We start from the raw sequence: 11,714 nt of genomic DNA, 5'->3' as shown, positions 1-11,714 counted from the left end.
GCCTATTCCGGAAGATCCCTGCACCGACCCCCCCCCCCCCCCCCCCAACCCCCCCCCCCCCCCCCCCCCCCCCCCCCCCCCCCCCCCCCCCCCCCGCTGCCGTCGTACGCCGGCGCGGGGTCAGGCGTTGCTGACCGCCCCGTAGCGCACACCGTGCTCGCTCGCCAGTCGCTGCAGGTCCTCGAGCTCGGCCTGCTCGACCTCGGCGAGGAAGTCATCGCCCGCAGCGCGGGCCTGGTCCAGATCCTCTTCGGTCTTCTCTATGCGCTGCAGAATGCCTGCGGTGAACGCGTCCATGTGCGCCCCCTCGTCGTGGGTCGGTGGCACGGGGGTGTGCCGACGGGTGGGTGATCACGGCGTGGTCCCTGAGATGGAACAGTTCATGGCGGGTCGCCGAAAAAACAGGGCGTGATCGCGGGTGTGCAGTCGTCCTCCCCACGAGCAACCTCAGGGAAACCTCAACCCGCCCAGGAATCCTGCCCGTCGGGCTCCGCGGTCCCCCTCGCGGACGCCCGGCACCCGTCTTACCTCCGGTTTATGGCTCTTCGGGGCAGGATGGAGGGGCTCCCAGACATTGTTTGTGCTGCCCGAAAGGGCCCTGAGGAAGGACTAGCGACGTGCGTGTTCTCGTCGTCGAGGACGAGCAGCTGCTCGCCGATGCGGTGGCCACCGGACTGCGCCGGGAGGCCATGGCCGTCGACGTGGTCTACGACGGCGCTGCCGCCCTGGAACGGATCGCGGTCAACGACTACGACGTCGTCGTGCTCGACCGCGACCTGCCGGTCGTCCACGGCGACGATGTCTGCCGCAAGATCGTCGAGCTGGGGATGCCCACCCGTGTCCTGATGCTCACCGCCTCCGGCGACGTCAGCGACCGCGTCGAGGGCCTGGAGATCGGCGCCGACGACTACCTCCCCAAGCCGTTCGCCTTCACCGAGCTCACGGCCCGGGTACGGGCCCTGGGGCGGCGTACCACCGTCGCGCTGCCGCCCGTCCTGGAGCGGGCCGGCATCAAGCTCGACCCCAATCGCCGCGAGGTGTTCCGCGACGGCAAGGAGGTCCAGCTCGCCCCGAAGGAGTTCGCGGTGCTGGAGGTCCTGATGCGCAGCGAGGGCACGGTCGTCTCGGCCGAGCAGCTCCTGGAGAAGGCCTGGGACGAGAACACCGACCCGTTCACGAACGTCGTACGGGTCACCGTCATGACCCTGCGTCGCAAGCTCGGCGAGCCCGCGGTGATCGTCACCGTCCCCGGCTCGGGATACCGGATCTGACCTGCGATGCCTTCCCTGCCCTCGTTCTCCAAGCCGGCGGCCCCTCCGCCGCCCATGCCTCCCAAGCCCACCTGGGACCCCCGGCCGGTCAACGTCCGGCCGTTCCCGTGGCTGCGCCCCACCATCCGGATACGGCTGACGCTCCTGTACGGCGGCATGTTCCTGATGGCCGGGATCGTGCTGCTGACGATCATCTACATGCTTGCCGCGGACGCCCTGCACGACGGCAGCGCGCTGCCCCTGAAGATCCTCGGCGGCAAGTTCGAGTCGACCAGCGACATCTGCGACCTGCCCACCCAGACGTCCGGGCCGCTGCTCCAGGAAGCCGTCAACCAGTGCCTCCAGCAACAGCGCGCGGTGGCTCTCAACAGCCTCCTCAACCGCTCCCTGCTGGCGCTGCTGGGTCTGACGGTGGTGGCGTTCGCGTTTGGTTATGCGATGGCGGGGCGGGTGCTGGCGCCGTTGGGGCGGATCACGCGTACGGCGCAGCGGGTGGCGGGTTCGGATCTGCATCGCAGGATCGAGTTGGGTGGGCCGGATGACGAGCTGAAGGAGCTTGCGGACACCTTCGATGAGATGTTGGACCGGTTGGACCGGGCGTTTGAGTCGCAGCGGCGGTTTGTGGCGAATGCGTCGCATGAGTTGCGGACGCCGTTGGCGATCAATCGGACGCTGTTGGAGGTGCAGCTGGCCGATCCGGGGGCGTCGGCGGAGTTGACGCAGTTGGGCAAGACGCTGCTGGCGACCAATGAGCGCAGTGAGCAGTTGGTGGAGGGTCTGTTGTTGCTGGCCCGTAGTGAGAACAGGGTCGTGGACAAGCGGCCGGTGGATCTGTCGGAGGTGGCCGCGCAGGCGGTGGAGCAGATGCGGGGGGAGGCGCAGGCCAAGGGGGTTGCGCTGCGCGGGGTGCGGCAGCAGGTCTTTGTGCAGGGCAATGGTGTGCTGCTGGAGCGGATCGCGCTGAATCTGGTGCAGAACGCGGTGCGCTACAACGTCGCCGAGGAGGGCTGGGTGGAGGTGACCACCGAGCCGGGGCCGGGGTGTGCGGTGCTGGTGGTGGCCAATACCGGGCCGGTGGTCCCCGCCTATGAGGTGGAGAACCTCTTCGAGCCCTTCCGGCGCCTGCGCACCGAGCGCACCGGCAGCGACAAGGGCGTGGGTCTGGGCCTGTCCATCGTGCGCTCGGTGGTGCGCGCCCACGACGGCAGCATCACCGCCGAGCCCCGCGAGGGCGGCGGCCTGACCATGCGCGTCGTCCTACCGCTCTGACGCGGGCGGCAGGGCGGTTGTACGGACGCTGGAGCGACGGGCACCCCCGTGGGCGACGGTCGGACATCAGTGCGTACGATCGCCCGTCTCGCGGCCGTACACCGTCTCGCCTCCTGGTTTGACGAAAAGGGGGTCGGGCGGGGATCCTTCGCCAAGTTCGCTTTGCGCGGAATTGCACCGGTCCGACCGCCGGTCTGCGCGTGTGTGATCGCTCACAGGCGCGAATTTCCAGCCATCTACGCTCCGTGATCGAAATGCCATGCGGAATGCCGGGGAAGTCCGGGTTTCCGGGGGGCCGGATTACGGGAAGTACAGGTGGTGGGCTGCGCGAGGTGCGACATTCGGACCGTGTACGGTCCTGATCGCCATCCAAACCGATCACCTCTTCAGGGGTGCGGTTGGGTGTCGATTGAGTAACAGACCTTGATGTGAGGCAAAATCTCCGCCTCAGGTCGGGCACAAGTCCGGCCTCTCACGCGTTACGAGCGCTGAGACACCGCAGACACCCAGAGGGGGAGAGCGAAAATGGCTACGGATTACGACACTCCACGCAAGACCGATGACGACCTCAACGAGGACAGCATCGAGGAACTGAAGTCGCGGCGGAACGACAAGTCCGCCTCTGCCGTCGACGTCGACGAGTTCGAGCAGGCCGAGGGCCTGGAGCTGCCCGGCGCCGACCTGTCCAACGAAGAGCTCGCCGTGCGCGTGCTGCCCAAGCAGCAGGACGAGTTCACGTGCATGAGCTGCTTCCTGGTGCACCACCGCAGCCAGCTCGCCGCGGAGGACAAGAACGGGCAGCCGATCTGCCGCGACTGCGCGGCCTGAGACCGGCCTACGCCGTGGCAGGCGTGAACCCGTTCCGTAAGGGCCCCAAGGGCGACAGCGGCCCGGCGGCCGGCGCACGACCACGCGAGGAAACCGCGCCCGTGCCCGCCGATCCGACCGCCCTTCCCACGGAGCGGACGACCGGTGCACCGCGGGAGCGAGGCCGCAGGGCCTCGCTCGCGGCCCTGGCCGGCCCCGCGGGCCGAGCAGGCGGCCGGCTGCGGCTGGGGATCGCCGCGATCGCCGACCGCCTCATCGCCACCGCCCCGCGGATCCCGGTCCGCGACCTCGCCACGCTGCGCGCCCAGTTCCCCGGCCTGACCCCCGAGGAGCTGGCCGACAAGCTGGTCGCGGGCGCCTGCGCGGGCACTGCCGCCGTCGGCGCGGGCGTCGGCGCGGCGGCGATGCTGCCCGCTCCGCCCGCCATGCCGGCCGAGCTGGCCGCCGAGATCACCGGCGTGGCCTCGGTCGAGATCAAGCTGATCGCCGAGCTGCACGAGGTCTACGGGCTGCGCCCCGCGGGCAACCTCCGGCAGCGCGCGATGGCCTGCCTGACGTCCTGGTCCGAGGAGCGGGGCATCGACATCGCCGCACCGGCCTCGCTGAACATCGCGCTCGGCGGGCAGATGAAGCGCGAACTGCGTCAGCAGATCATGAAGCGCACGCTGCGCAACCTGCCCAACCTCATGCCGTTCATGATCGGCGCCGCCGTCGGCGCGTTCATGAACCGCCGCGCCACCAGGAGACTCGCCGAGAAGGTCCGCCGGGACCTGCGTGCGAAGCAGGTCCCCTGGGACGCCCTCCCCACGCCTGAAGGCTGACGGGACGTCCCGCGGCGCCGGTCAGCCGCGTACGGCCGTCAGCGCCGCCACCAGACGCTCCGGCTGCCGCGTCGAGAGGTACGCGTAGGGAGTCGGGTCGTCCGGATCCGTGATCTCCACCCGCACCGCGGTGCGGACATAGCTGCGCAGCAGCATGAACGCGCGGGCGTCGGCCTTGTGCGTACGCCACGCCAGCGCCTCGTCCGCGTCCAGCGCGCTGGCCTCGCCCAGCGCCGCCGCCGGGATCTTCGCGTCGCCGGCGATCAGCGCGCCGCCCACCACCCGGATCCGCGCCGAGCCGTACGAGCTCACCGCCACCGCGGACAGGGCCGCACCGCCGATCAGTCCGCCGAGCATCGGGAGCGTCCCCAGGGGGAGCAGCATCAGGGCACAGGCGATGCCGATCAGCGCGGCGATCACCCACCAGGACCGGGGCGCGGTGAGACGTTCTTCGTACGACTGCATGAACCCAGCTTGGCACGGCGGCGCGGGCCCCTTACGCGCGCGGGTAGGGTCTGCACTCGTGAGTGGAACTGACAGAACGAGGACGGAGTCGCCGCGGCTGACGCCGCCGAAGGACGCCGTCGCGCCGGTCCGGCACCCCGACGGTCCGGCGCCCGGAGAGCTCCTCGGCGCGCACTACGACCGGTGCTTCGGCTGCGGCACGGGCCAGCCGCACGGTCTGCACCTGGAGGCGCGGGCCGGGGACGGCGTGAGCGTACGGGCCGAGTTCACCGTCAAGGAGGCCCACCAGGGTGCGCCCGGTCTGGCGCACGGCGGAGTGCTGGCCACCGCGCTGGACGAGACGCTCGGCTCGCTGAACTGGCTGCTGCGGGTGATCGCGGTGACCGGCCGGCTGGAGACCGACTTCCTGCGGCCGGTACCGCTCGGCACGGTGCTGCATCTGGACGCGCGGGTCACCGCCGTGCACGGGCGGAAGATCTACTCGACGGCCGTGGGCCGGATAGGCGGCCCGGACGGCCCGGTCGCCGTGCGCGCCGAGGCCGTCTTCATCGAGGTGAAGGTCGACCACTTCATCGACAACGGAAGGACCGAGGAGATCCAGGCGGCGATGGCCGACCCGGACCAGGTCAAACGAGCGCGTGCCTTTGAGGTGAACCCGTGAGTCAGGTACGGAATCCGGTGGATGTACTGCTGCGGCGGCTGGACCCGGACGTGCCCGTTCCGTCGTACGGACATCCCGGCGACGCGGGCGTGGATCTGGTGACCACCGAGGCCGCCGAGCTGGCGCCGGGGGAGCGCGCCGTGCTGCCCACCGGGGTGTCGATCGCGCTGCCCGACGGGTACGCGGCGTTCGTGCACCCCCGGTCCGGGCTCGCAGCGCGCTGCGGACTGGCGCTGGTCAATGCCCCCGGGACGGTGGATGCCGGGTACCGTGGAGAGATCAAGGTGATCGTGGTCAATCTGGACCCGCGCGAGAGTGTGCGGTTCGAGAGGTTCGACCGGATCGCCCAACTGGTCGTCCAGCAGGTCGAGAAGGTGCGCTTCCACGAGGTGGCGGAACTTCCCGGCTCGGCGCGGGCCGAGGGGGGATTCGGTTCCACCGGCGGTCATGCGGCGGTGGGCGGCTCCACGGGCGGGAATGAATACGCATCGGTCGGTGCCGACCGGGAAGGACAGTGACGTGTTCGGACGTCGCAAGAAGAACGAGGCTTCTGAAGAGTCGGCCAAGGACACCACGCTCGCCGGCGAGCACGCGGTGAACGGTGCCGACGAGGGCGAGGCGACGCCGGCGCGGCTCAACCTTCCGCCCGCGCCGCGCCCCGACGGTCCCTGGGACTCGTCGGAGGTCAAGGAGCCCGGTGAGGGCCGGGTGGACCTCGGCGGCCTGTACGTGCCCGGTGTCGAGGGCATGGAGCTGCGGGTGGAGGTCGCCGGTGACGCGATCGTCGCCGCGACGGTGGTGCTGCAGGACAGCGCCGTACAGCTGCAGGCCTTCGCCGCTCCCAGGAACGAGGGCATCTGGGGCGAGGTGCGCGAGGAGATCGCCGCCGGCATCACCCAGCAGGGCGGGGTCATCGACGAGGTCGAGGGCCCGCTGGGCTGGGAGCTGCGCGCCCAGGTACCCGTGCAGCTGCCGGACGGCACCAACGGTGTGCAGGTCGTGCGCTTCGTCGGTGTCGACGGCCCCCGGTGGTTCCTGCGCGGGGTGATCTCCGGCCAGGGCGCGGTGCAGCCGCAGGCCGCGGGCGTGCTGGAGCACATCTTCCGGGACACCGTCATCGTCCGCGGTGAGGGCCCGATGGCGCCGCGTGACCCGATCGTGCTGAAGCTGCCGGACGACGCCCAGATGGTGCCGGACGGCGTGCAGCAGGAGTCGGCCGAGCAGTCCCGCTTCGGCGGTGGCGTGGAGCGCCTGGAGCGCGGACCGGAGATCACCGAGATCCGCTGACCGGATCGCGCGGCCGAGCGGCGCGCAGACGTCCCGATCTCGGCCGGATCACGAGGGTCGAAAGGGCCCGGACCCCGTTTGAGGGGGTCCGGGCCCTCGGCGTTTGCGCAGGTCACAAACGGGCGCGTATGAGTTCCGTCAACGGAGCGCTAATGGCCGTAAGGGAGGCGTCAACAGAGTTCGAGCCGCGTGGGAAGGACGCTTTGCTGTGGAGGTCCTCATCTCCCCAGTCATCTAGGAGCACACGATGGCCGACGTGGCCTTCGTCGTCGTCACGATCGCGGTCTTCGCGTTGGTGGCCCTCGTCGCCAAGGGGGTGACGAAGCTGTGACCATCGAGAACATCGTCGGCCTGATCGTTGCCGTCGCCCTGCTCGGATACCTGGTCCTCGCGCTCGTCTTCCCGGAGAGGTTCTGACGTGTCCATAGCTGCTTCCGCAGCGGGCGACATGAGCCCCGTCCTCGCAGGCGTGCTCCAGCTGATAGCGCTCACCGCGGCGCTGGCCCTGGCGTACCGACCCCTCGGCGACTACATGGCCGCCGTCTACAGCTCCCCCAAGCACCTCCGTATCGAAAAGGTCGTCTACCGCTGCATCGGCGCCAATGCGGACGCCGAGATGCGCTGGCCCGCCTATCTGCGCGGCGTCCTGGCGTTCTCCGCGGTGGGTGTGCTCCTGCTGTACCTGCTGCAGCGCGTCCAGGGCGGCCTGCCGCTGTCCCTGGGGTTCGCGTCGATCAGCCCCGACCAGGCGTTCAACACCGCGGCGTCCTTCGTCGCCAACACCAACTGGCAGTCCTACAGCGGCGAGCAGGCCATGGGCCACGTCGTGCAGACCGCCGGCCTGGCGGTGCAGAACTTCGTCTCCGCCGCCACCGGCATGGCCGTGGCCGTCGCCCTGGTCCGCGGCTTCGCCCGGTCCCGTACCGGCGACCTCGGCAACTTCTGGGCCGACCTGGTCCGCGGCACCATTCGGGTGCTCGTCCCGATCGCCGTCGTCGGCGCCCTCGTCCTGGTCGCCTGCGGAGCCGTGCAGAACTTCTCCGGCATCCACGAGGTCGGCCAGTTCATGGGCGGCTCCCAGCAGACCAACGGTGGCGCGGTGGCCTCCCAGGAGGTCATCAAGGAGCTGGGCACCAACGGGGGCGGCTACTTCAACGCCAACTCCGCCCACCCCTTCGAGAACCCCGACGCCTTCACCAACCTTTTCGAGGTCTTCCTGATCCTCGTCATCCCGTTCGCGCTGACCCGCACCTTCGGCAAGCTCGTCGGGAACGTGAGGCAGGGCTACGCCATCCTGGCCACGATGGGCGTCATCTGGCTCGGCTTCACCGCGCTGATGATGTGGACCGAGTTCGCCCACGGCGGCCCGGCCCTGCAGGCCGCGGGCGCCGCCATGGAAGGCAAGGAAACCCGCTTCGGCGTCGGCTCCTCGGCGATCTTCTCGGTGGCCACCACCCTGACCTCCACCGGAGCCGTGGACTCCTTCCACTCCTCCTTCACCGCGTTCGGCGGCGGCATCCAGCTGCTCGGCATGATGCTCGGTGAGATCGCACCCGGTGGAGTGGGCTCCGGCCTCTACGGCATGCTCGTGATGGCGATCATCGCGGTGTTCATCGCCGGCCTGATGGTGGGCCGTACGCCCGAGTACCTCGGCAAGAAGATCGGTACCCGCGAGATCAAGCTCGCCGCCTGCTACATCCTCATCACCCCGACGCTGGTCCTCGGCTTCACCGCCGCGTCGATGGTGCTGCCGGACGCGCTGGGCTCGATGCTCAACACCAAGGCGCTGGGCGCCGGTTCGCACGGCTTCTCCGAGGTGCTGTACGCGTTCACCTCCGGCGCCAACAACAACGGCTCCGCCTTCGGCGGCCTGAACGCCAACACGCCCTGGTACAACACCGCGATCGGTCTGGCCATGCTGCTCGGCCGCTTCCTGCCGATGGTGTTCGTGCTCGCACTGGCCGGCTCGCTCGCCGAGCAGAAGCCGGTCCCGGAGACCGCGGGCACCCTGCGCACCGAGAAGCCGCTCTTCGCCGGGCTGCTCGTCGGCACGATCCTGATCATCACCGGTCTGACCTACTTCCCGGCGCTGGCCCTCGGGCCGCTGGCGGAGGGCCTGTCATGACCGCCCCCGTGAAACCGGAAGGGCCCGGCTCCATGGCCTCCAGTTCGACAGCTACTCCGACTCGCGCTCCGCACCAGGACGTCCCCAGCGGGCACAAGCCCGGCGACGGCCGCGTGGGCGGCGGTCTCTTCGACCCCAAACAGCTGGTCAAGTCCTTCCCGGACGCGATACGCAAGCTCGACCCGCGGGTGATGGTCAAGTCCCCCGTGATGTTCGTGGTCGAGGTCGGCTCCGTCCTGACCACGCTCTTCGCCCTCAAGTCGCCCTCGGACTGGTTCGGCTGGGCGATCGCCGCCTGGCTGTGGCTGACCGTCGTCTTCGCCAACCTGGCGGAGGCGGTCGCCGAGGGCCGCGGCAAGGCGCAGGCCGACACCCTGCGCAAGGCCAAGACCGACACCGTGGCGCGTCGCCTGAGCGGCACCACCGAGGAACAGGTACCCGGCACCGCACTGCGCATCGGCGACCTCGTCGTCTGCGAGGCCGGCGACATCATTCCCGGCGACGGCGATGTCGTCGAAGGTGTCGCGTCGGTCGACGAGTCGGCCATCACCGGTGAGTCGGCGCCGGTGATCCGCGAGTCCGGCGGTGACCGCTCTGCCGTCACCGGCGGTACGAAGGTGCTCTCCGACCGCATCGTCATCAAGATCACGACGAAGCCCGGCGAGACCTTCATCGACCGGATGATCAACCTCGTCGAGGGCGCCGCACGGCAGAAGACCCCCAACGAGATCGCACTCAACATCCTGCTCGCGTCGCTCACCATCGTCTTCCTGCTGGCGGTCGTCACCCTCCAGCCGTTCGCGATCTACGCGGGCGCCGAACAGCCCATGATCGTGCTGCTGGCGCTGCTGGTCTGCCTGATCCCGACGACGATCGGCGCGCTGCTCTCGGCCATCGGCATCGCCGGCATGGACCGGCTCGTCCAGCGCAACGTGCTGGCCATGTCCGGACGCGCCGTCGAAGCGGCAGGCGATGTATCGACATTGCTGCTCGACAAGACCGGCACCATCACCCTCGGCAACCGCCAGGCAGCCGAGTTCGTGCCCGTACGCGGCACCACCGAGGCCGAGGTCGCCGACGCGGCCCAGCTGTCCTCACTGGCCGACGAGACCCCCGAGGGCCGCTCCATCGTCGTCCTCGCCAAGGAGAAGTACGGGCTGCGCGAGCGCCACCAGGGCGAGCTGGCCGACGCCGAATGGGTACCGTTCACCGCCCAGACCCGGATGTCGGGTGTGGACGTCACCGAGGACGGCCGGCACCGCAAGATCCGCAAGGGCGCGTCGGGTTCGGTCATCACCTGGGTCCAGGAGCGCGGCGGCGAGGTCGCCGCCGACGCCCAGCAGCTCACCGACGCCATCTCGCAGGCCGGCGGCACTCCGCTGCTGGTCGCCCTCGAGGACGAGCGCGGCCCGCGCGTCCTGGGCGTCATCCACCTCAAGGACGTCGTCAAGGACGGCATGCGCGAACGCTTCGTCGAGCTGCGCAAGATGGGCATCAAGACCGTCATGATCACGGGTGACAACCCGCTGACGGCCAAGGCCATCGCCGAAGAAGCGGGCGTCGACGACTTCCTCGCGGAGGCCACGCCCGAGGACAAGATGGCGCTCATCAAGCGCGAACAGGCCGGCGGCAAGCTCGTCGCTATGACCGGCGACGGCACCAACGACGCCCCGGCCCTCGCACAGGCGGATGTCGGCGTGGCGATGAACACGGGTACGTCGGCCGCCAAGGAGGCCGGCAACATGGTCGACCTCGACTCCAACCCGACCAAGCTCATCGAGATCGTCGAGATCGGCAAGCAACTCCTGATCACTCGCGGTGCGCTGACGACCTTCTCGATCGCCAACGACGTCGCGAAGTACTTCGCGATCATCCCGGCGATGTTCGCGGTGGCCTACCCGGGCCTGGACACCCTCAACATCATGCGGCTGTCCAGCCCCAACTCCGCGATCCTCTCGGCCATCATCTTCAACGCACTGATCATCGTCGCGCTGGTACCGCTCGCCCTCAAAGGCGTGCAGTACCGCCCGGTCAGCGCCGACAAGATGCTGCGCCGCAACCTGGCCGTCTACGGACTCGGCGGCCTGATCGCCCCGTTCATCGGCATCAAACTCATCGACCTGCTCATCTCCCTCATCCCCGGGCTGCACTGATCTAGGAGCTGGTGACCGACATGAACAACTCGGTACGCAACACCGCCCGGTTGCTGGGCGCGGGGCTGCGCGCCCTGCTCGTACTGACGGTGGTCTGCGGCGTCGTCTACCCGCTGCTGGTCACCGGAGTGGCGCAGGCCGCCTTCCCCGACAAGGCCAACGGATCCGAGGTGAGCTCCCACGGCAAGGTCGTCGGCTCCTCGCTGCTCGGACAGCGCTACGACAAGGGCAAGGACAAGGAAGGCAACCCGGTTGTGGACCTGAGGTTCTTCCAGCCACGCCCCTCGGCGGGACTGGGCAGCAACCAGACCAACGGCGTCAACACCCAGTACGACCTCCAGGTCTCCGGCGCCTCCAACCTGGGCGCCACCAACACCGACCTCGTCAAGGCGGTGAAGGAGCGCAAGAAGTGGGTCGCGGAGACGTACGGCGTCGCCGAGTCGAAGGTCCCGGCGGACGCCGTCACCTCCTCCGGCTCCGGCCTCGACCCGCACATCTCCCCGGAGTACGCCGAACTGCAGGCCGCCAGGGTCGCCAAGGAGAACCACCTGCCGGCGGACACGGTGCGTCAGCTGGTCAAGGACCATGTCGACGGTCGCGTCCTCGGTTTCATGGGCGAACCGCGGGTGAACGTCCTGGAGCTGAACATCGCCCTGAAGGATCTGGTGAAGGGGCGGGGGTAGAGCCTGGGTCCCGGGCGGTACAGAGCCGGCTGGTGCCGGGCTGGACGGGCCGGAGCAGAGCCGGAGCGAAGGGGGCGGGGGGGGGGGGGGGGGGGGGGGGGGGGAGCGTCGGGGGGCTTTCGTCTTGCCACTTGCTTGTAGGCCGCTTCGT

At 69.6% G+C, this 11,714-nt stretch carries 13 protein-coding genes; 11 read left to right on the top strand and 2 right to left on the bottom strand.

What is annotated here, in order from left to right; translation table 11 throughout:
• Positions 1-120: 120 nt before the first annotated feature.
• Positions 121-297, bottom strand: coding sequence for a hypothetical protein (locus ACZ5XZ_RS24015; RefSeq protein ID WP_393496536.1), 177 nt, complete (start codon positions 295-297; stop codon positions 121-123).
• 320 nt (positions 298-617) lie between these two features.
• Here ACZ5XZ_RS24015 and ACZ5XZ_RS24010 point away from each other — a divergent pair, with 320 nt between their 5' ends.
• The 4 genes from ACZ5XZ_RS24010 (at position 618) to ACZ5XZ_RS23995 (ending at position 4,189) form a co-directional block, all read left to right on the top strand.
• Positions 618-1,271, top strand: coding sequence for a response regulator transcription factor (locus ACZ5XZ_RS24010; protein WP_006602630.1), 654 nt, complete (start codon positions 618-620; stop codon positions 1,269-1,271).
• A 6-nt stretch (positions 1,272-1,277) separates the two neighbouring features.
• On the top strand, positions 1,278-2,540 hold the full coding sequence (locus ACZ5XZ_RS24005; protein WP_468981310.1) for a sensor histidine kinase: 1,263 nt from the start codon (positions 1,278-1,280) through the stop codon (positions 2,538-2,540).
• 525 nt (positions 2,541-3,065) lie between these two features.
• Positions 3,066-3,368 carry a DUF4193 domain-containing protein gene (locus ACZ5XZ_RS24000; protein WP_003982531.1) on the top strand — a complete coding sequence of 101 codons (303 nt, stop codon included), beginning with the start codon at positions 3,066-3,068 and terminating at the stop codon, positions 3,366-3,368.
• Between the two features lie 14 nt (positions 3,369-3,382).
• A complete protein-coding gene (locus ACZ5XZ_RS23995) occupies positions 3,383-4,189 on the top strand; it encodes a hypothetical protein (RefSeq protein WP_468981307.1) in 807 nt (268 codons plus the stop codon).
• Positions 4,190-4,210: 21 nt separating this feature from the next.
• On the opposite strand, the gene ACZ5XZ_RS23990 is transcribed toward ACZ5XZ_RS23995, so the two are convergent.
• Positions 4,211-4,654, bottom strand: coding sequence for a DUF3093 domain-containing protein (locus tag ACZ5XZ_RS23990; protein WP_468981306.1), 444 nt, complete (start codon positions 4,652-4,654; stop codon positions 4,211-4,213).
• 58 nt (positions 4,655-4,712) lie between these two features.
• Between ACZ5XZ_RS23990 and ACZ5XZ_RS23985 the strand changes: the two genes are divergently transcribed.
• From ACZ5XZ_RS23985 to kdpC, 7 genes are all read left to right on the top strand, one after another.
• Complete coding sequence (locus ACZ5XZ_RS23985; RefSeq protein WP_384440048.1) at positions 4,713-5,315, top strand: PaaI family thioesterase; 603 nt, start codon at positions 4,713-4,715, stop codon at positions 5,313-5,315.
• On the top strand, positions 5,312-5,833 hold the full coding sequence (gene dut / locus ACZ5XZ_RS23980; protein ID WP_128506666.1) for a dUTP diphosphatase: 522 nt from the start codon (positions 5,312-5,314) through the stop codon (positions 5,831-5,833). The genes ACZ5XZ_RS23985 and dut overlap by 4 nt, the downstream gene beginning before the upstream one ends.
• A gap of 1 nt (position 5,834) precedes the next feature.
• A complete protein-coding gene (locus ACZ5XZ_RS23975; protein ID WP_468981302.1) occupies positions 5,835-6,602 on the top strand; it encodes a DUF3710 domain-containing protein in 768 nt (255 codons plus the stop codon).
• A gap of 327 nt (positions 6,603-6,929) precedes the next feature.
• On the top strand, positions 6,930-7,019 hold the full coding sequence (kdpF, locus tag ACZ5XZ_RS23970) for a K(+)-transporting ATPase subunit F (protein WP_016575741.1): 90 nt from the start codon (positions 6,930-6,932) through the stop codon (positions 7,017-7,019).
• Positions 7,020-7,050: 31 nt separating this feature from the next.
• Entirely contained in the window at positions 7,051-8,727 is a 1,677-nt protein-coding gene (gene kdpA / locus ACZ5XZ_RS23965; RefSeq protein WP_468981531.1) for a potassium-transporting ATPase subunit KdpA, read from the top strand.
• Positions 8,724-10,880 (top strand): potassium-transporting ATPase subunit KdpB, encoded by a 2,157-nt coding sequence (kdpB, locus tag ACZ5XZ_RS23960; protein WP_468981300.1) that lies wholly within the window; start codon positions 8,724-8,726, stop codon positions 10,878-10,880. Before kdpA ends, kdpB begins: the two co-directional genes overlap by 4 nt.
• Before the next feature lie 20 nt (positions 10,881-10,900).
• Positions 10,901-11,563, top strand: coding sequence for a potassium-transporting ATPase subunit KdpC (kdpC, locus tag ACZ5XZ_RS23955; RefSeq protein WP_468981529.1), 663 nt, complete (start codon positions 10,901-10,903; stop codon positions 11,561-11,563).
• Positions 11,564-11,714 lie beyond the last annotated feature (151 nt).

Source organism: Streptomyces sp. NPDC033270 (assembly GCF_055576575.1).
The sequence above is the reverse complement of the archived record's forward strand: the minus strand, read 5'-3'. Positions and strand labels throughout refer to the sequence as shown.

What these genes read in the sequence shown, in the direction of transcription:
- ACZ5XZ_RS23990 (WP_468981306.1), bottom strand. Translation starts at nt 4,654, where the DNA reads ATGCAGTCGTACGAAGAACGTCTCACCGCGCCCCGGTCCTGGTGGGTG.
- ACZ5XZ_RS24015 (WP_393496536.1), bottom strand. Translation starts at nt 297, where the DNA reads ATGGACGCGTTCACCGCAGGCATTCTGCAGCGCATAGAGAAGACCGAA.
- kdpB (WP_468981300.1), top strand. Translation starts at nt 8,724, where the DNA reads ATGACCGCCCCCGTGAAACCGGAAGGGCCCGGCTCCATGGCCTCCAGT.
- ACZ5XZ_RS24005 (WP_468981310.1), top strand. Translation starts at nt 1,278, where the DNA reads ATGCCTTCCCTGCCCTCGTTCTCCAAGCCGGCGGCCCCTCCGCCGCCC.
- kdpC (WP_468981529.1), top strand. Translation starts at nt 10,901, where the DNA reads ATGAACAACTCGGTACGCAACACCGCCCGGTTGCTGGGCGCGGGGCTG.
- ACZ5XZ_RS24000 (WP_003982531.1), top strand. Translation starts at nt 3,066, where the DNA reads ATGGCTACGGATTACGACACTCCACGCAAGACCGATGACGACCTCAAC.
- kdpA (WP_468981531.1), top strand. Translation starts at nt 7,051, where the DNA reads ATGAGCCCCGTCCTCGCAGGCGTGCTCCAGCTGATAGCGCTCACCGCG.